Annotated in this window: 37 protein-coding genes; 2 read left to right on the top strand and 35 right to left on the bottom strand. The window is 37.7% G+C overall.

The genetic code is table 11. The features are described from left to right. Positions 1-30 precede the first annotated feature (30 nt). The 10 genes from P7D84_RS03065 to P7D84_RS03110 form a co-directional block, all read right to left on the bottom strand. The gene (locus P7D84_RS03065) at positions 31-402 is read right to left on the bottom strand and encodes a DUF6096 family protein (protein ID WP_221676770.1); all 372 of its coding nucleotides are present in this window, start codon (positions 400-402) and stop codon (positions 31-33) included. A 75-nt stretch (positions 403-477) separates the two neighbouring features. Continuing rightward, positions 478-915 carry a phage tail tube protein gene (locus tag P7D84_RS03070; protein WP_311804964.1) on the bottom strand — a complete coding sequence of 146 codons (438 nt, stop codon included), beginning with the start codon at positions 913-915 and terminating at the stop codon, positions 478-480. Between the two features lie 15 nt (positions 916-930). Further along, positions 931-1,296, bottom strand: a complete 366-nt coding sequence (locus P7D84_RS03075; RefSeq protein WP_311800521.1) for a hypothetical protein — start codon at positions 1,294-1,296, stop codon at positions 931-933. Further along, positions 1,293-1,832: an HK97 gp10 family phage protein gene (locus tag P7D84_RS03080; protein ID WP_311804965.1), complete on the bottom strand. Its 540-nt coding sequence runs from the start codon at positions 1,830-1,832 to the stop codon at positions 1,293-1,295. Before P7D84_RS03080 ends, P7D84_RS03075 begins: the two co-directional genes overlap by 4 nt. After that, complete coding sequence (locus P7D84_RS03085; RefSeq protein WP_311804966.1) at positions 1,822-2,175, bottom strand: hypothetical protein; 354 nt, start codon at positions 2,173-2,175, stop codon at positions 1,822-1,824. The genes P7D84_RS03080 and P7D84_RS03085 overlap by 11 nt, the downstream gene beginning before the upstream one ends. Continuing rightward, the gene (locus P7D84_RS03090; protein WP_221676774.1) at positions 2,156-2,503 is read right to left on the bottom strand and encodes a phage head-tail connector protein; all 348 of its coding nucleotides are present in this window, start codon (positions 2,501-2,503) and stop codon (positions 2,156-2,158) included. Before P7D84_RS03090 ends, P7D84_RS03085 begins: the two co-directional genes overlap by 20 nt. A gap of 12 nt (positions 2,504-2,515) precedes the next feature. Continuing rightward, a complete protein-coding gene (locus P7D84_RS03095; protein ID WP_311804967.1) occupies positions 2,516-3,556 on the bottom strand; it encodes a major capsid protein in 1,041 nt (346 codons plus the stop codon). A 15-nt stretch (positions 3,557-3,571) separates the two neighbouring features. Continuing rightward, the gene (locus P7D84_RS03100; RefSeq protein ID WP_311804968.1) at positions 3,572-4,210 is read right to left on the bottom strand and encodes a DUF4355 domain-containing protein; all 639 of its coding nucleotides are present in this window, start codon (positions 4,208-4,210) and stop codon (positions 3,572-3,574) included. A 118-nt stretch (positions 4,211-4,328) separates the two neighbouring features. Beyond that, positions 4,329-4,550, bottom strand: coding sequence for a hypothetical protein (locus P7D84_RS03105; protein WP_311804969.1), 222 nt, complete (start codon positions 4,548-4,550; stop codon positions 4,329-4,331). A gap of 29 nt (positions 4,551-4,579) precedes the next feature. Continuing rightward, positions 4,580-5,962, bottom strand: a complete 1,383-nt coding sequence (locus P7D84_RS03110; RefSeq protein WP_311804970.1) for a minor capsid protein — start codon at positions 5,960-5,962, stop codon at positions 4,580-4,582. A gap of 79 nt (positions 5,963-6,041) precedes the next feature. Between P7D84_RS03110 and P7D84_RS03115 the strand changes: the two genes are divergently transcribed. Continuing rightward, positions 6,042-6,350, top strand: a complete 309-nt coding sequence (locus tag P7D84_RS03115; RefSeq protein ID WP_311804971.1) for a hypothetical protein — start codon at positions 6,042-6,044, stop codon at positions 6,348-6,350. On the opposite strand, the gene P7D84_RS03120 is transcribed toward P7D84_RS03115, so the two are convergent. From P7D84_RS03120 to P7D84_RS03240, 25 genes are all read right to left on the bottom strand, one after another. Then, positions 6,342-6,653 carry a ribosomal-processing cysteine protease Prp gene (locus tag P7D84_RS03120; RefSeq protein WP_311804972.1) on the bottom strand — a complete coding sequence of 104 codons (312 nt, stop codon included), beginning with the start codon at positions 6,651-6,653 and terminating at the stop codon, positions 6,342-6,344. The two genes, P7D84_RS03115 and P7D84_RS03120, sit on opposite strands and share 9 nt — an antisense overlap. Beyond that, on the bottom strand, positions 6,625-8,058 hold the full coding sequence (locus P7D84_RS03125) for a phage portal protein (RefSeq protein ID WP_311804973.1): 1,434 nt from the start codon (positions 8,056-8,058) through the stop codon (positions 6,625-6,627). The genes P7D84_RS03120 and P7D84_RS03125 overlap by 29 nt, the downstream gene beginning before the upstream one ends. Positions 8,059-8,070: 12 nt before the next feature. Beyond that, positions 8,071-9,354, bottom strand: coding sequence for a PBSX family phage terminase large subunit (locus P7D84_RS03130; RefSeq protein WP_311804974.1), 1,284 nt, complete (start codon positions 9,352-9,354; stop codon positions 8,071-8,073). After that, complete coding sequence (locus P7D84_RS03135; RefSeq protein ID WP_311800531.1) at positions 9,347-9,703, bottom strand: phBC6A51 family helix-turn-helix protein; 357 nt, start codon at positions 9,701-9,703, stop codon at positions 9,347-9,349. Before P7D84_RS03135 ends, P7D84_RS03130 begins: the two co-directional genes overlap by 8 nt. A 25-nt stretch (positions 9,704-9,728) precedes the next feature. Continuing rightward, positions 9,729-9,953, bottom strand: a complete 225-nt coding sequence (locus tag P7D84_RS03140; RefSeq protein WP_311804975.1) for a hypothetical protein — start codon at positions 9,951-9,953, stop codon at positions 9,729-9,731. Positions 9,954-10,274: 321 nt separating this feature from the next. Then, positions 10,275-10,931 (bottom strand): hypothetical protein, encoded by a 657-nt coding sequence (locus P7D84_RS03145; RefSeq protein WP_311804976.1) that lies wholly within the window; start codon positions 10,929-10,931, stop codon positions 10,275-10,277. A 333-nt stretch (positions 10,932-11,264) separates the two neighbouring features. Further along, positions 11,265-11,681 carry an ArpU family phage packaging/lysis transcriptional regulator gene (locus P7D84_RS03150; protein WP_311804977.1) on the bottom strand — a complete coding sequence of 139 codons (417 nt, stop codon included), beginning with the start codon at positions 11,679-11,681 and terminating at the stop codon, positions 11,265-11,267. Positions 11,682-11,982: 301 nt separating this feature from the next. Continuing rightward, positions 11,983-12,135, bottom strand: coding sequence for a hypothetical protein (locus P7D84_RS03155; protein ID WP_311804978.1), 153 nt, complete (start codon positions 12,133-12,135; stop codon positions 11,983-11,985). Between the two features lie 26 nt (positions 12,136-12,161). Beyond that, on the bottom strand, positions 12,162-12,629 hold the full coding sequence (locus tag P7D84_RS03160) for a class I SAM-dependent methyltransferase (protein WP_311804979.1): 468 nt from the start codon (positions 12,627-12,629) through the stop codon (positions 12,162-12,164). 262 nt (positions 12,630-12,891) lie between these two features. Continuing rightward, positions 12,892-13,101, bottom strand: coding sequence for a hypothetical protein (locus P7D84_RS03165; protein WP_016182032.1), 210 nt, complete (start codon positions 13,099-13,101; stop codon positions 12,892-12,894). A 32-nt stretch (positions 13,102-13,133) separates the two neighbouring features. Next, positions 13,134-13,352: a hypothetical protein gene (locus tag P7D84_RS03170; protein ID WP_265169371.1), complete on the bottom strand. Its 219-nt coding sequence runs from the start codon at positions 13,350-13,352 to the stop codon at positions 13,134-13,136. After that, positions 13,315-13,545: a hypothetical protein gene (locus P7D84_RS03175; RefSeq protein WP_311804980.1), complete on the bottom strand. Its 231-nt coding sequence runs from the start codon at positions 13,543-13,545 to the stop codon at positions 13,315-13,317. Before P7D84_RS03175 ends, P7D84_RS03170 begins: the two co-directional genes overlap by 38 nt. Then, positions 13,545-14,006 (bottom strand): hypothetical protein, encoded by a 462-nt coding sequence (locus tag P7D84_RS03180; protein WP_311804981.1) that lies wholly within the window; start codon positions 14,004-14,006, stop codon positions 13,545-13,547. Before P7D84_RS03180 ends, P7D84_RS03175 begins: the two co-directional genes overlap by 1 nt. Continuing rightward, positions 14,003-14,506 (bottom strand): Holliday junction resolvase RecU, encoded by a 504-nt coding sequence (locus tag P7D84_RS03185; RefSeq protein ID WP_311804982.1) that lies wholly within the window; start codon positions 14,504-14,506, stop codon positions 14,003-14,005. The genes P7D84_RS03180 and P7D84_RS03185 overlap by 4 nt, the downstream gene beginning before the upstream one ends. Then, positions 14,503-14,790: a hypothetical protein gene (locus P7D84_RS03190; RefSeq protein ID WP_311804983.1), complete on the bottom strand. Its 288-nt coding sequence runs from the start codon at positions 14,788-14,790 to the stop codon at positions 14,503-14,505. Before P7D84_RS03190 ends, P7D84_RS03185 begins: the two co-directional genes overlap by 4 nt. Next, positions 14,783-15,619 (bottom strand): DnaD domain-containing protein, encoded by an 837-nt coding sequence (locus P7D84_RS03195; RefSeq protein ID WP_311804984.1) that lies wholly within the window; start codon positions 15,617-15,619, stop codon positions 14,783-14,785. Before P7D84_RS03195 ends, P7D84_RS03190 begins: the two co-directional genes overlap by 8 nt. Before the next feature lie 51 nt (positions 15,620-15,670). Then, positions 15,671-16,594: a recombinase RecT gene (locus P7D84_RS03200; RefSeq protein ID WP_311801325.1), complete on the bottom strand. Its 924-nt coding sequence runs from the start codon at positions 16,592-16,594 to the stop codon at positions 15,671-15,673. Then, a complete protein-coding gene (locus P7D84_RS03205) occupies positions 16,595-17,536 on the bottom strand; it encodes a YqaJ viral recombinase family nuclease (RefSeq protein WP_311801355.1) in 942 nt (313 codons plus the stop codon). It lies immediately after the preceding gene. Continuing rightward, positions 17,493-17,648, bottom strand: coding sequence for a hypothetical protein (locus P7D84_RS03210; protein WP_311801324.1), 156 nt, complete (start codon positions 17,646-17,648; stop codon positions 17,493-17,495). The genes P7D84_RS03205 and P7D84_RS03210 overlap by 44 nt, the downstream gene beginning before the upstream one ends. Then, on the bottom strand, positions 17,641-18,183 hold the full coding sequence (locus P7D84_RS03215; protein ID WP_311804985.1) for an NUMOD4 domain-containing protein: 543 nt from the start codon (positions 18,181-18,183) through the stop codon (positions 17,641-17,643). Before P7D84_RS03215 ends, P7D84_RS03210 begins: the two co-directional genes overlap by 8 nt. Before the next feature lie 79 nt (positions 18,184-18,262). After that, a complete protein-coding gene (locus P7D84_RS03220; protein ID WP_311804986.1) occupies positions 18,263-18,460 on the bottom strand; it encodes a hypothetical protein in 198 nt (65 codons plus the stop codon). Next, entirely contained in the window at positions 18,457-18,735 is a 279-nt protein-coding gene (locus P7D84_RS03225; protein ID WP_311801323.1) for a hypothetical protein, read from the bottom strand. Before P7D84_RS03225 ends, P7D84_RS03220 begins: the two co-directional genes overlap by 4 nt. A gap of 2 nt (positions 18,736-18,737) precedes the next feature. Beyond that, positions 18,738-19,268, bottom strand: a complete 531-nt coding sequence (locus P7D84_RS03230; protein ID WP_311804987.1) for a hypothetical protein — start codon at positions 19,266-19,268, stop codon at positions 18,738-18,740. Positions 19,269-19,451: 183 nt separating this feature from the next. Then, complete coding sequence (locus P7D84_RS03235; RefSeq protein ID WP_311804988.1) at positions 19,452-19,706, bottom strand: hypothetical protein; 255 nt, start codon at positions 19,704-19,706, stop codon at positions 19,452-19,454. Beyond that, on the bottom strand, positions 19,703-19,933 hold the full coding sequence (locus P7D84_RS03240; protein ID WP_311804989.1) for a helix-turn-helix transcriptional regulator: 231 nt from the start codon (positions 19,931-19,933) through the stop codon (positions 19,703-19,705). Before P7D84_RS03240 ends, P7D84_RS03235 begins: the two co-directional genes overlap by 4 nt. Before the next feature lie 171 nt (positions 19,934-20,104). On the opposite strand from P7D84_RS03240, the gene P7D84_RS03245 reads away from it, so the two are divergent. After that, on the top strand, positions 20,105-20,431 hold the full coding sequence (locus P7D84_RS03245; protein WP_311804990.1) for a helix-turn-helix transcriptional regulator: 327 nt from the start codon (positions 20,105-20,107) through the stop codon (positions 20,429-20,431). The last annotated feature ends 9 nt before the right edge of the window (positions 20,432-20,440 follow it).

The raw sequence follows: 20,440 nt of genomic DNA on the forward strand, positions 1-20,440 counted from the left end.
CTTGCAGCAAATCAGAAAAGGAAGAGAAGCCTACACTAGACTCTCTTCCTCGTTTTTCTCTTCCCCAACTAGGTCTTCTTCGTCCGTCGTTTCCGACTCGAAAAAACCGGCCTTCTCCATCAATTCTTGAATGACTTCGAAAAGCTTCATCATCGATCCGCCTTTAGAAATATATTCATCATAAAGTTTCGTCATATCGGCAGACTTGATGTTTGCTGTTTGGTTCGCAGAATGCAAGATAGTTAGCATTTCACCTAATCGCGGCATTTTCATTCCACCGTTGCCAGTCATCATAATTCCAAATAACGATTTACCTAATTTCTTCTCAATGTCTACCGTTGCACTTCCATCTAATACAAGGGATAACGTTTTTGCTCCAAAATCTACTTTCATTGGTTTCATATTTTTTCCTCCTAATAGTTGAATACGGCCAAGAGCTATTTCTTAACCGTATAGTTTTCCATCAATTTATTTCTCTTACGCCCAATCTGGCCCATCAGAAACAGTTACAGATAAAGTGAACTGATACGCGCCGTTTACTTCACCAGAACCCATTTTTACAGTCACGCCGCCTGTAAAAGTACATTTTGCACCGTCGGGATATGCTAATTCAAATTCTGCTTCTTTGCCGGCTGTTTGAACTGCCTTTAACTTAGTGAACACAGCTTTATCATACAAGAACGTGAACTCTAATGAATCCATATCTTGAATCCCTGAAATGTATTTTTTATTTGCATCTTTTAGTGTTGTGATATCGACCTGTTCTGGATCTCCACCAATCTCGGGAACAGCCTGTAACCCCTCGATTTCTGCAAAGGTAGACTCTGAGCCTGATTTCATTGACAACATTGTGTCCTTTGTTAATAAACCGGCAAATAACTGTAAGTTCATCGGCAAGATTTTTGTTTTCTTCATGGTATTTCCTCCTAATTATTGGTATACAAAAAGCGTTCGATTATCTACTACTCCTCGGAATGTTAGAATCGAACGCTTTAGTGCGTCTTGATTGCCATCGTCGCTGGCTATGTTTTTAAATCCAATATCTTTCAATACTTTGATTATTTCACTCTGCATTTCTGATAATGATTTGTTTCCATACAAATCAACTTTTACTGTCCATTCAGTTAATGCTTCATTGTCGGAAATATCTTTCTTGTGTGGCTTTGCCTTTGTCGAATATATCGCTGCAGGCATTTGCGACCATGTATTGGGATATTCAGCAGATACGAGCTTCAGCTCAGCCACCTTTTTCAACTGAGTAACAATATCAGACTTAATGTTATAACGCTCTGTCATAGTTTCCTCAGTCCTTCCTGCACACGATCTTTATAAATGTCTTCGGCCATTTCTATCACTTCTTTCATTGATGGATATAGCCAAGGTCTAGCAGGCTGCCCGCGAGTCATAAAGAAATCTTGACCTTTGATAGTCACTCTTGGAATTCCATACACTGCTTCAAGATCAACTGGTGTTTTATGGGCAGGGATAAACCACCGTTCAGTAGAATACACAGGATCCACCCCTGGTGGTAAATCTTTTGGTGATTCTGCCCCAACTGGTCCAGTACCAAGTTCACGAAACAAAGCTTCCATTTTATCTGACCACACACGACCAATTACTTTACCTTTACCATCGATCACGACTTCTTGTTTTGGAGAGCCACTTAATTCGCCTGATCCGTACTTAATTGACGATTGTAGACGACTTGATGCTCTCGCTACTGTTTCATCTACAATATCAAAGGTTGCTTCGAAAACAGCATCTTCCATCACTTTAGGAATTGCTCGTATTTTCGACATCAACCGGTCAGCACCTCTGAACTCAACGCCCATCTTCATCACCTAGTTTCTTCAAGGTCACGTTACAATGAGTGGAAAATGTTTGAATGGCCACGATCTCGTAATCCGGATCTTTATCTTTACTTACATAAAGACAAATGCCATCTTTTTCATTTTTCCCTTCTTTGATTTGATCCCCCTGATATTTACAAGACTTGACGTAAGGAAGACTCTGTCCATACACAGAAGCCATGACCTGTCCGCCAGCTGACTGAACATTCATTTGAAGTTCTGTTGATTCAGTCGAGAATCCTTCTTGAAAGTTCCCTTCATCGTCTTGGTCAGTTAATCTCTCTTTTAAATAAACAGTTGAAAGATCACGTTTCCTTAGGCGCATAGAAACTCACGACCTTTCCCAATCGGTGATTATTTAACCCTGATTTCAATTTATCAGGAATATCAGTAATGAACGTGTGAGAGACACCGCCCTCAGAACGAGCAGTATCTCCCTCATTTCCCTCTTGATTCCAAGTAATAACGACCAGCTGGCGGGCATAGTAATAAAGCTGGTCATTCATCTGTTCAGTAGTGCGACCAGTGTAATCAAGAATGAGGATAATCGCATCTTCTAGCAATGCTTTGATTTTAGTTCTCTCCTGTTCTTGAACACCGTCAAGGCGATCCATCAATACATCTGTGTGTTGTTTCAGCAACTCCTCATTCATTTTATTCACCTCTTATTCGCCGCTTCCGCCTCCACCAGATACGGTAACATTAGGAACATAAAGTTTATGTTTAAATTGGACAATACGAACATTTTTAGGTTCGTAAACGCGTTCCCAGTTTGCTCCTGTTCCTAATTCAGCATTTGTTGGTGAAGAACCAGCAACAGAAGTATTTTTGAATTTCACTCCGCGAGGGTGAAGAATGAAATGTTGGCGGTTGATCAGAATGTCATCTCCTGCTAAGGCGACACGATCGGTTTCGGTTGGAACTGGTGCAGCGCCATTCCCTAATCCAATCGCACCTTGTCCAAAGATATAAGACGTAAATACATCTCCGTCCACAGGCATGCCGTCATCCACGATTACTCGTTTACCCATGTAAGTTGGAATAGGCTTATTCTCAGAATCCAACGAAAATTCAATTAAGTTCTGTTTCCGAAGATTCGCATAAACGGAAGAATGGACCCCAATAGCTGTTAGCTTTTCTTCTGCGTCTCCTAATTTGTAAGAAGCATCTAAAAATGTTTCCCCAGTAAATGCAGCTGCATTCCCTGTTAACGCGGAAATATCCAATGCATTTCCAGCCATTTTAGTTCCGGCAGCAGCATAGATCCCCTTAAGTACGGATAATAAAGTAACTTGTTGACGACGTGCCCAGTAAGCAGCTACTAAATCACCAATAGCGCGCATTGGATCATCACCAGAAAGTGCTTTTGCTAAATCGTTTGCTTTCCAAGCTTTACCACGCATTAAAAGAACAGCAACGTCTTGACTAGCAACGATCTTATCTGTATCTAGTGGATCAGTGTCAGATAGCACTTCGTCATCGCCAGACAAATCTTGCCAGAATGGCATGTTGATTAACTTACCTCCAGATGTAGCAAGTGCATCCAACTCGGGATTTTTAGTAACGATTCCAGATTGATATAAAGCAGATAATTCTGCAGTACGTTCGATTACGTATTTGTTAAATACTTCAGGTACGATGACGTCTTCAATTTTTGTCTTTGCGGCAAATAATTGAAGATTTAATTTTAGTAACGATTTTTCCATTTTAATTCCTCATTTCTATTTTTTGTTTGCTAATGCTTGCAATGCTTTCGCACGTTCAGGGTCTTCTTTAAACAAGCGCCCTTGCGCTGTTAGGTTTAAGGTTTCTTTAGCAAAAGGATTCGCTTCTGACTTGTTCGCACCAGCCCCCAATGGGTTGTCTACAGAGTCTAATAACGCTTGGTCAACAGCTACTTTCAAGGCTTTATCCCATTCGATTTTAAATGACTTCACATCCTCAATGGCTTCTTCTGCAGTGTCCCCGTGTATACGCGAAGCTAGAATACTTGGAATACCAATTTCTTGAAGCTGTTTGCCTTTTTCTACTAACAATTGTTCTTGACGAAAAACCGCTTTTTCCTTTTCAAGCTCATCCTTTTCCTTTTGGATCAGAGCTTGTTGACGTTCTTCTTCAGAAAGCTTCGCAAGTCGAGCAGCTTCGTTCTTTTCTTCTTCGATACGTTGTTCGATTTCAGTCTTTGATTCTTTTTCCCACTTAGCTTTTTCAGCCGCGATCATTTTTGCAATATCTGAACGCGTAAAAGTTTTTTCCTTCGTTTCTTCATTAATTTCGTCCTCCGAGGTTGTTTCGTCGGCCGCCAGTTCATCCTCTGCGAAGAGTTGAAGATCCCAAGAAATAAGTTGACTATTTTTCATACATTTTTCCTCCAGTCATTACGTGACCAATCGAATCTCGTTTTACGGTCGGCACCGAAACAGCTACAATTTATAACGCCCTGAGCAGTAGAGGGCAAAATAAAAAGCCTAGCAATTGCTAAACTTGCAGTTCCGATATTAATTGTTGTTTGGCTATTTCCATCATCCCGATAGCATTAATTGATGTTGATTGAGTATAAAACGTACTAATGACTCCATCTGGATTAATACCGACTACTACAATGCTGTCGGCCTTCTCGAAAAAATCCTTCGATCCATCCATAAACTCAGCGTTTGTCACTCCGCGCTCTTTCTTTTGCTTTAATTCTAAAAAGTCCATTCGGCAACCTCCACTTTAGTGTGTCAATTTCATCTCTTATCTCGATATATCTTTTTTAAATCTTGCCATCTCTTTTTATTCCCATACTTGATATCCTGATAATCGTCTAACGTTGCAGGAGTGTCGTCTTTTCCAACAACATTTTTTAGACGCTTGTATTCAAGTAAATCTTTCTTCTGATTCTGGATCTTTTTCTTTTGGATCTTTATTTCTTTGTCAGAATATTTTCCCTTAAGCTTTTTCATCCAATCATCGTAGGTATCACGTTGTTCAATGCTCATTGTTTTACCAGTAAATGGATCATTAGCAGTTCGTTTACCAGTCAGTGATTGCTTCCCAATATAAGCAATTGAAATTGTTCGACACCAAGGATGAAACGGTGGATATGTTCCGGCTGCCCCATTAACCACAGCTTCGGAAACAAGATAAATCTTACCGTCTTTCCCCTGACAAATCTTTGAAGTTCTGAAATCTAAAACAGCAATTAAACGATACTCTTTTACACCTCTGTCGTGCCACGCTTTGAGCTTTGCTTGATTTGCCATGTAATTGGCCTCAGTACGTATTAAACGTTGAGCGACTCCAATTGAGCGGTCAAATTCGGCCGCTATCGCTTTAGCCATTTCAAACTCGGACATCCCTGTCATAGACTCAACAGTGAATAACTCTTCAAGACGTCTGGCTAAGGCTTCAGTATCTTTCCAAATCCGTTTTGAATAGTTCGATCCATGCCAATGTGAATCCAGAATGCTTTTCGTATATTTTGTGGAAAGCTCCTTAAACTCGTAATCATTCGATCGGTTCTTCGGATCATTCCAAACTTCAATTGGCACACCACGTTTTTGAGCTTGCTTGAACGTCTCTATTTTCGAGTCATACTTTTGACCATCCCACACATTGATAATCGAATCGTTCTTTGCTTGTTCAATTTGTTGAATCACAGCTTCAGAGGTCGCTTCATTGTATGAATCATGAATGACATCAATATAGAAGTCGGTAGACTTGCTCAGTTGAACATCAGCTATTTGTTTAGAAACTAAAAAAGACTTGGCTTTCAAGTCTTCTGCTCTTGTTATGCGCTCTTTAAACGCTAGACCATTCAATCGTTTTCTTGCTGACTCTTGAAGCTCAGGATTTGATACATCATCAGCAAGCTTTCTCAGTTCTACCAATTCATAAGGTTGGACGGTTTGATTAAGTAATACTCTTGTTTCTTCGTCATCCATTCCAGAGCGTTGCTTTGCACGACTAAATAGATTTCTTGCTTGCTTAGTCAAGTAACTCTGAGCTTGACGGTATGCAGTTATAACCTTTTGTTCGACTCGTTGAGCGGCATCATTGATTTTCTTCTCTTGCTTGATGCCTCGATCGAGCCAATAGGAGTCATCTTGTTTTTGTTTCTTTTGAATCATCTAATCAGCTCCTTGTTTTGGTATACTTTCTTTATCAACGAGTGGTCCGTTGAAATAACTGATAAGGAGGTTGTGCTTGATGAAAAAAACATATAGCGAATTTATGAATCAATTAGACCCCGTCGAACTTGAAAATTTATCCGAAGAAATTTCCAAATCTTTTTCTGAACAAAATGGGTACGAGAATGGGCAAATTTCTAAAGATGATTTCGTAACATTTGCAAACTACTCAGCTCAGAAGTACTACACTTTTTCTTTTAGAGAAGTACCACAACTGGTTAAATTAATTGGTGGCATTTTTTTGATGTCTAGTTCTACAAATTGCTCCTTACTACCTTCAATAGCTTGGAGCAATTCTGCTATTTCTTTCGGTTCCCCTTCAATTTGAATTTTCATTCTCAATCACCTCTACTTTAAGATTTTCTGGATGCTGTTCTTCGATGCTTTCCAAACCATGTAATAGTGCCGTTAAAAGAATCACATTCTTTCTGGTTGGTTCAACAACTATTGTTTGTTCATTATTCGAATTGACGTCCACTACTTCGCCAGATAGCTCGTTGACTATAGTGATAAATAGCGCCGACACACCTGCACACACAATATCTGTGCCGTGTTTAGAGTAAAAAGCATGTCCTTCCATTGTAACACTTGAGAAATAGTCGTTACTCTTTTTGAACGTTGCTTTGATCATCGTCTTCCTCCTCTGGCGGATCATCTAAATCCGAGTTACTATCTTCCGCTTGAACACCCATTGCTTTTTTCTGAAGTTCGATCTTTTCTTCTTTTTCAAGATTCAGTTGCTCAATTACTTCGTCAACATCGTCAATGTCAGGTAACCAACTAAGTAAAACTTTCAACGGTAGAATACCTGCATTGTATGCAGCTACGATCTGATTTATAATATCGCTAGTGTTCACCGGCAAATTAGGTTTTAACTTAATCTTCGTACCTGTTGTATCTAATGATGAATCCTTAATTTTAAGGATGTTTTCGAATAGTTGCAGCCGTTGACGTAATCCCTTGATCATATAACGTGACTTAACAGACATCAGTTGCAATAAACCAAATAACTTATATTTCATTGCTTCCCCACTAATATTTCCTGCAAATTTTTCATCATTCATATTAGGAACATACGTTACCTTATGGATATCGTCTAAGATTGCTTCTCTGAGAAGGTTCACCCCATCTTCGTTTAGTTCCTTTGTTAAATACCCAGCATCAACCTCGGATGGTTTAGCACTTGTTTGAAGCATTTTTTCGCTCGCTAACTTCGCACCGTCCCCATCTTGTAATGTAAAACCTCGGATAAATAGAATCGCGTCCACAAAAGCTTCTTTGTCATTCAAGCGATCTGATTCAAGTAGATTATATGCATCAATTAATGAAATGGCCTGCTCGAAATCACCTTGCTTCTCCTCGTTGTTCCGATATTCAATAACTGGAACTTTTTTGAAGAAATGCTGTTTCACATCAATTAGTAAATACTCTCCGAACCCTCTCGATTGTGTTTTATAAGTGATAACACGGTTATCGTTATAATATTTTACGATGTAATGGTCAATTCCACCTTGTAAGTCGAACACAGGTTGGTAATGTACAGCAAATAGAGAATTCTTATCCACGGTATCGTCTGTAACTAAAAAGATTCCTCTTGGATCAATACACTTAATACGTATTTCGGTTGTATTTACTTCTTTCCCTCTCGCAAGATAAAGCAGCTCATAAGCAATGCCGAATGTAGATAAATCTTTTTCTAGCTCTGTATCATGTGAGACGATATCCAATTCGTTATACACATCCAATACAGGTTGGATATTTTTAGTTGCATCGGAAACATAGGAGATAGGATTACCAACCATGAAACCAACGTTCATATCAACTACATACTTCGCGTGATTGACAAGTATCTTATTATTTGGTGCAGCTTCATTTTCTTTCTTACGTTTTGTGATGTCATGCTTGCCATCATAATAGTCCGATAGTTTTTCTAAACGTCTCAACATTTTCATATGCTCTTGTATACAATAATTAAGCAATTCAGCAGTTGGATTGTTTAGATCTCCAGCTATTTCTCTGTTTACAACAATTGCCATTTTCTCACTCCTCTAGTTAAACCCGAATTGTACTTTCGGAGAAATAATTACTTTCACATTTCTCATGTCTTCGCTGAAGGCATATCGAGTTGCATCAATCGTATGGTTGTCTTTATCTTCAAGTCTTGGCTTTGGATTCCCATCCTTATCCACTTGGTAATCTATATTTTCAAATTCTCTTGCAATATTTGGTGTTCTCAGCGGGTCAATACAGATAAAATCTAAGTCATCTAACCATTCTTCCCCGTATTCGACTGAATCGGGTCCTTTTTTTACTCCTCGAATTCTCCGAATTTCATGCTCACTTTGAAGTTCAGCAATTGATTTAGGCTCAGCAGAATCAGCAAATATTTCATTCGATTGATACCCTCTTGCTTTTGCTTGATTTGAGAACTCTCGATTGCTCATTTTTACACCATAGATTTCATCTATAGCGTAAATCCCATTTTTCTTTTTGTCATAATGCCAACGAACGAACGCTAAAGGATCAGTAGCATATCCGAAATCGAGACCATTTCTGATGTTGTCAAAGTTCGCGACCATCTCATCCGTAATACTTCCTGGTTCTACTTGAAGATTATCGAACGGAACAACACCTGAACCGATGGCTTTGCCTAAATACTCCCAATCATAACGCCTCGAATTACGTTCTTTTGTTGCTTCTGCCTCTTCTATAAAGGCTTTAGCTATAAAGGGATTGTCTTTATATGTTGTATGGTGGACATACGTATTTTTTGGTTGAAAACTAGTCTCGTATTTTTTATTTACCCAACTTTGTTTTCTCTTCGGAGGGTTGTAGCTGTAAAAGAACTTATAAAAAAGACCATCTGCAAGCTCTCCACGTAAAAGGGAGTTTGTAATGGTCGTTACATCTTCTTCTGTTTTAAACTCTGCTAATTCTTCTATCCAAGCTATTGTGAAAGGAAACTTGCTATCCTTTAAAGATTTAATCCGTTCAGGGTTTTGGGCGCCTCGAAAAGTAATATAATTTCCTCTGGGTAAGTACGTGATCCGCATAGGACTCTTATTTACTTTGAAATAACTCGTTACGCCTTGTTCTTCAATCGCCCACTTCAATTGTTCAAAAACCGATAATTCAATTGTGTTGTCAACAAATCTGATAGCAACCGCGTTGACTGGATACCTCATGATTAATTGTATGATTACATGCGCAATATCAGAAGATTTACCTGAACCACGACCGCCTTTTTCAACAATATGAAGAATTTCTGGATCAATTGCTGCTCTCCACGTACTATGAAAAGCTTTTGGCAAATACTCAGATAGTTTAACCATCTGGCTCACCACTAATGTCATCCTCAAATACAGGCGGCTCAATTGAAGTAATCTCCTTCTTATCAACAGGAGCGAATCCACCACGATCAAGAATATCTTTAGCTGCATTAAAACGAACCATTTCTGATCTGGCTGCTAAAAGCTTCAACATTGTATTCAACGCTTTACCAGACGACTTACCCATAATAGTTTTTACATATTCATCATAAGCACGAGTGAAATCTTCGTCCTTTAACCAGTTGTAAAGTGTCTGTTCGCTTATCTTTAGTTCTTCAGCGATTTCAATCCGCTTTAAAGAGCCTTCGAACAGCAATTCTATAGCCTTATTATGCCTATTAGTAAGTTTCATAAAATCACCTCCAAACTAAAACAAACTAAACGTATTTCTTGATATTTTTTTGGATATGCTCATCTTTCCAATGTCCATAACCACAATAGACTAGCTTGCAATAATCAATCTCTACTGGCGTTGCCTCTCTTGTCATTTCGACAATTGAATACTCCGCCTTCATTTGAACAGACATAACCACCCGTTTATGTTGACCTCTCATTGGTAAAGGATATTTATTGTTTAGTGACACATACCAATAGTTTCTCATTTTTATATTCCTTTTCCGCATTGTCCTGTAAGCGTTACAATGATATAATTTCTATGTATCATCCTTTTTAAAAATTTGTTTTTTCACTTGGCCGCTGCGGAAACAGCGGTCTATTTTGTTGCGTAAAATAAAACAGCCTCATGAGGAGACTGCCATTTCTTCAACTTCTTTTTCAACTGCTCTAATTTCTCAGCGTCGGACTTCTTAATGATTTCGGATAATTTAAACATACTATTCCTCCTCAAAATAATCGGCCATCGAAAATGTAGGTTTTCGGCCAAAATAAAAAGACCACTCAATGAGTGATCTTGAACAAAACTTCTAACTATTCTTTTCTAATGAGTAACGTTGATATGCCTCTGGGTCTTGAATAATCTTAAAATATTCAATATCTCTTTCTGTTACTAATTTAGTCAACTCTATTTGATCCTGATTTCCTTCAATGGATTTCTTTAATTTTTCAGTCAATGGTTGACCCAATCCCCTTTTAAAGTTGAATCCGATTAATTGAAGAACATTTAATGTTTCAATAGTGACGATCTTTTCTAAAGGCTTAATACTTTCCAATATTTTTGCAGATTCATCACCAGTAAGTTCATTTGCAAAATCTTTAAAAGCAGGAATGATATTATCAGTGATGTATGATATATCAGTATCCGTTAATTTTTGAGCAACAAACTCATCTTCATAAATTTTAATTGCTCTTAAAAGTTGGTTTTTATCAGTTATCAAATCATTTATAATTTCTTCTAACTGGGCTATCGTCGCTTTATCGTCCTTTTTTTCTCTTATAATCTTAATCTTATCTGAAATAGCTGAAGCAGTATTTCGAATTGCTATTTCTGCAACATTTGTCGCTAACCCCACTAATTGAGCATTTGACTGAGCATCCATCTTGAGCACCTTCTCTTTCTTTTTTTCTTTAAATCTACCATAAAAAGAAGTCACTTCAAACGTATTATCAGATAATTTATACATCTCTTCACCCTCTAGTTTTTTGCAAAATGAAGCTTTTCAACTCCATTCATCATTTATTTTTTGGTGTGCCGCCTAAGATTGTAGAAACCGAGAGAGGAAGCTGTTCACCTCCTTTTTCCATAGAATATTGTGAGTAGTCTATGATTGTTGATAACTCTCTAATAAAAACAGCTAGTTCAGATGGTTGTTCATTTACTCCACTTTTTAGCAGTTGTCCTGTTTATGATGTTCGTCTGACTAGCTGTAAATATACTAATTTGATAATAATAGTATATAGCAGAAAAACGTTGCAAAACCGCCAAATATCCCGCAAAAAACCGCCAAAATAATTGTTCAACGATATGCGATCAATCTGCCTTTTTTATAAGCTTCAGCAAATTCAATTAGAGCTTCTGACATTAGTCTTTCAACGCTGCGCTCAGAGTAGCCAATTTCACGGCCGATTTTATAATTTGAGTAGCTATCAGTAGTGCAATATCGATAGTAAAGGACTTGACGGCTAGTTAATCCTAAAGCCATTAAAGCAGCTAAAATAGCGTCTCGTTCCGCCTCGGCTTCCATAAACTGAACTAGGCCATCTTCTACTTTATTACCCCAACGATCACCTTTTGGCATATCGGACATGATTGGAGATTTAATATCTATCATTGACTTTCCCGCTATACGTACCCACTTACGATAATTTTTCAATATTTTTCTTGCATTACATTTAGTTTGATAAAAATCGACTTCTCTCAATAGCGCTATCATGCCATCCGCTCCTTGTGCTATAATGTTATTGACTAGATAACATTTAGCGCTGAGCTTAGACTTAGTGCTTTTTTAATAGGTTCAATCACGAGATTCTGGCTGGTATTTTTTGTGCTATAATACATTTGTCTAGCGGAAACTAGACATTGGTCAATGTTAGGGTAGTCGGTGGTCGGCTACCTTTTTCTATGCAATCGCTTCGGTTACCGGAACTAAATTGCCGAAAACCTACATTTTCGATGGCCCTTTTCCTACATTTTCAATGGCCATCTTTTTTTACTTGTTAGGCTGAGTTCCCTACTCACCACACAAAAACTTTCTTCTCTGTTTCATCAAATTCAACTTCGCATGATTCATGAGTGTAAAATTCACCTATCCCCATTTCAGTTACATGGACTTCGAGGGATTTGTCTTCAATTTTCTCTAACTCTTCAATTAATTCTTTGACTGTCAATTTCTAAACCTCCTCTATTGGCCGAGTTACAGTAGGTCTTTAATAAACGCCAGCCAATGCGTCTTACTTCGCTTATTGCCAAATAGTGGCTCATATGGCGCAATCGCTACTCTAATGTCATGCAACTTGATTTGATCCTCATTCCACTTGAAAATTAAGGTCCCGTTTGGCCTCAACACTCGCATACATTCAAAGAAGCCCGATCGAATATCAAATTCCCAAGAGTCTTTATTTAACTTGCCATACTTTTTGGCCAACCATGAATTTTCACCGGAATGGATCAAATGCGGCGGGTCAAATACGACTAAATCAAACTCATTGTCTTCAAAGGGCATATCACGAAAATCTGCAACCACATCTGGATTAACGTTAATAACATGACCTGTTGATAATTCTTCATACTGCTGACGACAATCCATAAATGTTACGTCAGAATTGTTCTTATCAAACCAGAACATTCGACTGCCGCAACAGGCATCTAAAATTTTGGGCAAATGATTAACTCCTATCTAAAAATCATTTAAAATTATTCGCACGAGATTGGCATTGATATGCCCTAGCCGCTTCATTCGGTTCAAATGCATCTCAGCATAGTCATATCTATCGATGGGAAAGAATGGATTTGTTTCAAATGCTGTTAGCAGAGATCTCAGTCCGTCAGTGGTTTCCGGCGGAAGATTGTATTTGTCAAGATTATTGAGAATTTCTTCTAACTTATTCAGCTCTCATCATCCTTTCCTGCTCTAATGGCGTGAGTTACCCGAACTTTACTTTTTCAAATCGATTCAGGTAATAGGTTTCCCCGTCTACTTCGACATAATTTCCAATGATGTCTTCATCATTTACGTCTGGTATAGTGCCGTAATCTCCTTCGCTCCATTTGTTGTATGCTTCCTCAGCGGTTTCAGCCTCAATTTCAATGCTAACTTGTTGCTTTCTTTCCCAATTAATTTCAAAAGATGCCATGATATTCCTCCTCTAAGTCCTCCATTAGTTGACTAATTCCTATTGCTGACTTCAATACACTGTGTAGGAATATCTTTTCCCTCATACGTACTAATACCTGCATCTAGTAGTGTTACCTCATAATCTGCCGCTTGTGGGTAAGTTGCTAAAATATCTTTAGCTAAAATGCCTGTTGGGTACGTCTCTTCCACAATTTCAAACGTTACGTTAGCTTCATTTGGTAAAATTTTCAATAATTCTTTTAGTTTCATTTTCTTCCTCCTCCTGCTTCATCAACTTTTTAGTAAACGGATTTCTTTCGTACAGCTCGCCAGACTCAATGTTCACCACAATCACAATGCCATTCACTTCTGCTGAGAAATGAACACTATCCCACTGACGGTATTTTTTAAGACGCTGATAGCCGTATGATGCAGCTATTTCTCTAATTTTTTTCTTTGGCATCAATCATACACATCTTTCTTTTTCAGATTTACACGCCGATTCAGTTTTGCTACCACTTTTTCATCGATTGAGTTGCATTTAACGATTTCAAAACTAGCGGTGTTACTATATTCATTGACCAACTTTCCCTCGCACGAATAGACACATTGCGGGCAATCTAGCTCGTATAACACGTCATACTTAAATTTCGGACGTTTAGGTCGCATCCAATTTTGCATTTCTGTAAACTTGTCCTTTTTTGGTTTTTTATTTTTCGTTCGCAACTTCGCTGCGCAACTCTTGCAGCGCTTTAATTTCCAGATGTTATCATTTTTGACTATGCGTTCTCTGCCACACGAACATCTAGCAATCCATTCCCTGTCGTTTTTAGCAGGTCTGACGATCGTGTAGTCTCCGTATATTTCGCCAGTACGATCACGCTTCTTATTTTTTGTGGCTTCCATCAACGAACCTCTTTTCATTTCAAGTCTTCAAGAATATTTCTGCGGTAATCAATAATTCCAGTCGCTTGATCAACTTCGTATTCCTCTAATCGCCCAATTGGAATTGATTTGCGTTTGTTTAAAAGCATTTCTTGCTCAATGTTCAGGTAGTCGTCAATATCGACTAGAAACACTCTCCTAGCGTTCTCAAGAGCGACTAGCAGAAACGCACAAGCCCCGTCCTTTTTAAAATCTTTTAGAAATGCTTTTTGATGCGGTTTGACTGTTACGACTTTGCCTGATCCAAACGGAAAATTCGTCTTGTTAGCGGTCAATTTGCAGTCAAAGGCAATCGGTGTGCCGTCTAAATGTCCGATAAAGTCACATCCTGTTTTCGTGTCTCTAACGATGATCTGGCGGCCGCCTTGCCTGATTGTTTTCGTGCCGTTCGGAATCTTTTCGACAACCCCAAATCCTTTGACACGATAGAATTGATTCACGCTCTCAATATGTTTTTCAAACTGACTCCAAGGCTTCATGCACTTATTACCTGCCTTTTTTGAAGTTCAACTAGTTTCTCATTCGCCTTGTCTTTCCAAAATGAGTAAGATTTATCCATCAAATTCCGAAGATCATTTTGGTTAGGGAAAACAACTAAGTAAAAAATGATCATGTATTTTTTGAATTGCCATTGCATTTCTTTCAGTGGCGGTTCTTCTTCGCTATATACTGATTTCAGAGTGTTCAAGGGATAAATCATACATTGTTGATATTGGTTTGGAAGCAGATCGGTGATTTTTTTTGCCAGATCGTAATCATTCATTTATCGTCACTCCTAAGTTAATCAATTCTTGTCGGGCTTTTTCAGACGCCTCTGCCTCAGTCATCGGATTTGCAATGTGATCGGGTAACTGCTCGACACGTCCTTTAGCTTGCCTCTGAGCCTTCTTGCGATACTTGCCAGCTAGATAATTTCTAACCTTTTCTGGCGTATCAAGACCGGACTCTTCCCAGCTTTTTAGTATTTTATCTAGGTAACTATAGCTGCGAGCATCGTGTGCAAGCATATCGTTGATTGCTTGGATCACTATCTCATCCTGACCCTCAAAGTCATTAACCCAATACTGAATTGATTGAGTAATAAATGGTGCCGCTGCTGAATCAATTTGATTAAGCCAGTATTGTACAGCGCTACTTTCTGAATGCTTAATATTACTAGATTCAGAAGATTTAGTTAGGTCTTTGTCTAGTACTTGTATAGTACTAGTAAGATCTTTATGTTCTACTTGTTGTGATACTGGTATATCAACTGGTTGTGATACTCCTGATAAACCAGTTGTGTTACTCTTGCTAAACTTGTTGTTATACAAGCGGACGATACGATACTGTGGTTTGTCAGTATTTTTCTTCCCTTGCTTGTATTCGATGAGGTTTAACTGAATCAGACTATTACGAGCTTTAGCTAATCCGGGAATAGAAAGCCCTGTAAGATCGGTGAGTGCCGAATTTTTCAAAGGAAACCAACAATCTAATTTGCCTTCATCGTTCGCGTAATCCAATAATTCGCGATACAGATTATTTTGACCAATTGAGATATCAATTTCGTTTTGCTTCAATTTACGGTACTCTCGTCGTTGTTTAAAATAGTCCAAGATTCAACCCCCTTTCTATCAATAGTTAAGAGGGAGAAAGTCTCCCTCAGATTAAAATGGGTATTTATCGTCTTTCAATGGTGGCTGCTTATCGTTAAATAGAGCAGTTTGATTTTCATTGGTCGGTTTTTCATTAACCTTTTCTGCTTCTTTTCTATCAGTTTTGATTGGCTCAGCTTCATTCAATGCGGTCTCTTCAATCAAGTCGTCATTATCATCAAGTCGAAATACTTTTTCATCGGAAGTCACTGCTGTCTGCATTTCTACCGACAAAATTCCCCATTTAGCAAGAAGATTACGTAGTACCGTTTTTATGGCCATCGAATCATAGTTATCTTTCCAAGCGCCTGTTAATTTTTCTTTATCGTAACCTTTAGCATTTTTAATTCGATGAGCTTCGATTTCTTGTTTCGTCCAATAAACTGTTTTTTTAAATCCATTCAATAATTCGAAGAAACCTACATAACCGATGACTTTATCTGAAGCCTTGGCTGAATAATCAAAAATAAACTCTTCTGTGAGGGGATTCCATTCAATCAATTGACCTTCATACACTTCTAAAGCGTTCAATGCTTTGTACTGCCCAGAACGTTGGGCTAGTTGAATATATCCCTTGTATCCTAGTATGAATTGCGCTTCATTATGTGTGACCCAGTCTTTTCCAACTTTTTCTTTTCTATTAAATGGAACGACATATGCATAACCTAAATTCTTATCAATGGGTAAATCCATGGTCGCAGCTTTTAATGCAGAAGCAATAATTGTCATTGGTTCTGCATTTGAAAGATAGTTATCTCCTCCAACTAAAGTCATCAATGATCCCATGAAGGAATCTGACTTCTCATGGAGAATATCCTGAAACTTCTTTTTCATAGTTGGTGTATTCATTAATGCTTTGAACCCTAATGATTGAGCGCTGACTTCTTGCGATTTCTGTTCGCTTAACTGATTTTTTAAAGTATCATTTGTGGCCATTTATTTGATCTCCTTTTCAGCTAGTCGTTTAAAACTAGACGTTTTGTAAATACTAGAATCTTTTACTACTTCTGGATATTTCTCAGCTAACAGCTTTTTATCAAGTGAAGTCCGTTCTTGTGACTTCCACGAAACAATGAATTTAGGGCTTATACCGACCACTGCATCATTTTTTCCAAGTTCCGATTTTATTTGGTTATCGATCTTCTTAATCTGAGTCTGAATTTCCTTTTCTGATTTCTTTAGGTCCCGTTTACTTTCGATCAATTCGTCATATTCGCTAGATAAACTGATTTCTTCGGTTCCCTCTGTTGAATAGTGATTCTTTATAAACTCGGCGGTAGCGTCGCTACCATCGATAGGTGGTTCCATTCCTGTAATAACATTGATTTCCCAAAATTCGACTAGTCGCTCAGTTATTATGTCAATCAATTCTTGATCCCGTTCTATCTTTTTCCAAATGAACTTTTGTCCACCAATTAAGACAGCGATGTACGCGAAATCTCTATTTAAAACATTCATGTAATGTTGTATTTGACAAAGATAACTCATGGGGATCTCTTCGCCATCCCATTCTTTTGATAAGAAGCTATTCGCTGTTTTACATTCCAATATGGCATTTTCACCGACAACATCTCGATCAATATTGGCTCTCAAAAATGGATGCAACGCGTGCTCAAATACTTGATTGCGACGCCGAACTTTTTTTCCAGTTCGTTCGGTAAATTCTTTTGCGACTATTTCTTCTAAAACATTGCCCCAATAGGCTGGTTCGCTATTTGATTCATCCAGTTCTACTTGTCCTGTTTTCTCTAGCCATAGTTGATAAGGTGATTTCCACTTATTCAATCCAAGAATAGTTCCAACATCAGACCCACCAATACCTTTTCTTCTGTCTTCAAGCCATTCGTTGTGAGTCATTTCGATTGTTGATTTTTTCACCATCATCACCCCACCCTTCTAAATTATCAGGAGAGTCTTTGTCAGTATTTTGTGATACATTTACAAAAATATGACTATCTGGATCTGCCATTGCGGTATCGTAATTAAACACTAGATTCACCTCTCTGTTTCTTAATTGCAAAATTGTTATCTTTTCCATTTGTGCGTAATAGCTTATAAAAGTAATAGGGTTTAACATTGAAATAGTTTGCGGCTTGTCTTCCAGATGGAAACGCCCTCTCTTCTCCAGTTTTTCTATTCGTCACTAGGATCGGGATAGCATGTAATTTTTGTGCAGCAGCTCGAACCTTTTCAGTAGGTTCTTTGATTCCAATCAAATAAGCATGCTTTACATTTTCTGATCTAGTTGACCATTCTAAATTTGAAAGATTATTATTATTTTTGTTTCCATCAATATGATTTACTTGTTCTTTCTCTAAAGGATTCTCAATAAATGTTTGAGCGACTAATCTATGAACTAACTTTTTGCTTTGTTTTTTGTCGACGTACAAGTTGACCATTCTATATCCGCAGGTCCCGTTACTTTGAGATAAGATTAAATTTTTCCTGATACTTTTTACTCTTCCAAAGGTACTAACTTGGTACAATCCTTCATATCCACTGATATCTTTCCAAATCTCTTTCAATTTGATATAATCCTCCTAGATAAACTTTCATTAGTGACTTACTTTTGCTTGCTGGCGGGTAAGTCTTTTTTTTGTATCCTCATAGTCCCAGCACCTTTTTGACAATCTTGTTCGCGAAAAATGAAACAGGTATTAATGTTAATGCGATTGGCCAGTATCCGATAGTAGCGATTCCAATCATCGCGCCAGTGAATATCACCTTAGTAGCTTTGTAAGTCGCTAATTTTTGTGCTAATTCAACTGGAACAGTCGGCACATATTCAAAATCTTTTCTCATGCTCTCACCTCATAGTTTCTAGTTGTGTTACGTTCTTTCCATTCCATTGCAACTTCAAAAGGAATCCGAACAGATTCTTTAGTTCCACGCTCTGTTGGTGCTGTTTTTTCCATAGGTAAAGGATCAAATTCCCGATCTGTCATTTTCTTAATCCAACCAATTGAATATCCCCACCGTCTTGCTAACTCTGATCGGCTAATCATTTCTGGATAATTCTTTTTAACTTGAATCTTATCGTTTCTAAATTGGACAACTTTTGGTTTTTCAATAATCATCGCTATTCTCCTTTCATATATTTTTTTGATACCCAATGAGGCATCCGCTTTTTGAACGCTTCAGAAATACTCATTCCTAGAATTTTTAATATTGAGAAAACAATCGAAAGTTCGACAACTATTTCATCTAAAAATTCCATGACGTATCTTTCTAAATCCTCTTTATCCTTATCATTAAGCGGTTCAAGTTTTGATTTGATTAGTAGAGCTTTTGCTCTTTCTCGTCTTTCTTCTCTTTGGATAGTTTCTTGATCTTGCAAAAAATCAAGCTCTGTTGGCGTTAGTACTTCGGAAACTTTTCCATCAAGAGCTTTCAAAGTTCCTAAGTATTTGTTACCCGCTTGGCTTCCAAATAGGTCATCCCCAACAGCGTTGTTGATATCAACAGCTTTATTAACTGGAACTTCTTGGGTTCCTTTGGTATATCCGTTAAACGTCGAGAATGGAATTTTACTCAAACTTGCGATTTCTTTTTGTGAAAGATTTCTTCGTATCAGCAAAGCATCTAATTCACTTTTTAAAGCGACTCGCATCATTACGATCCCTCCTTAAATTATTTCATGAATTTGTCCGAATTAGGTTTCGATGATTTCCTATTTTTAGGATCAAAATCAACCCTATTCCTTAGTTATTTCGTCTTTTTTTATATTTATTTCGATTTCGGCTTAACTGTAAAAGTAATCCCCAATAACGAAGCAAACATGTTTACAATTAACTTATGAAGCAAGTTGAGGTTCGCTTTCAAACTGCCATTTGGATTTAATGAACTCGAAAATATCTTGAGCTTGTTCGTCTGTCGATAAAAACAGAATAATCATTTCATCAACGCTATTTGATGCTGAGAACAACGATCCTTCGATTCCTGGTTCAACACCAAATTTTCTTTGAATAGCTGGTATCAGCATTTTGATGTATTGATTCAAGAAACGTGTATCAATTGAAGCTCGAATCATTTGTGGCTTGTCTTTCATTTCTTCACCTCCTTGTTTTTAAGAGTCGTTTCGCGTATTTCTTTTTCAAAAAAAATAGTCCAATCAAATCCAAGAACTGTTGCAATTCTCATAGCATTTTTGACAGATGGTCTGCGTCTACCTTGCTCAATAGATGAGTAAGTTGTTCTTGGCATATTAGAAAGCTTTGCAACTTGATATTGTGTCATTTTTTTATCTGTACGCTTTTTTTCTAGCCATTTTTTCATCTGTATACCTCCTCTTCGATGTGTCATATTGCGTACTTTTATATTACTACGCATAATGACACGTGTCAACAAAAAAAATAGTCTTTTTGACACATTTATCTATTTAACTTTTTTGTACGCTTTTTGCGTAGTATTATTAATACATAAAGAAGCATAAAGGAGCTGTTCAACTTGTTTGGTCAAAAATTAATCGAACTAAGAAAACAAAAAAAGCTAACACAAGCTGACATGGCAAAGATTTTAGGAGTTGCGCGCACGACATATTCATCATATGAACAAGGCCGTAGAACTCCAGATGTAGAACTTCAAAATAAAATCGCAGATTTTTTTGGTGTAACCCTCGATTATCTCCATGGCCGTGAAGCAAAAGACGAATCAGAACTTTCGAGTAATCAAATGACTGTAGCTGCACACATCGATGATGATGTTTCTGACGAAGAGATGAAAGAGATTCTTTCTTTTATTGATTACATTAAAAATAGAGACCATGGCAAGTAGGTGTTGCAT

The sequence above is a fragment of the Enterococcus dongliensis genome, assembly GCF_031927985.1.
GTDB classification, from domain to species: Bacteria; Bacillota; Bacilli; order Lactobacillales; family Enterococcaceae; genus Enterococcus_A; species Enterococcus_A dongliensis.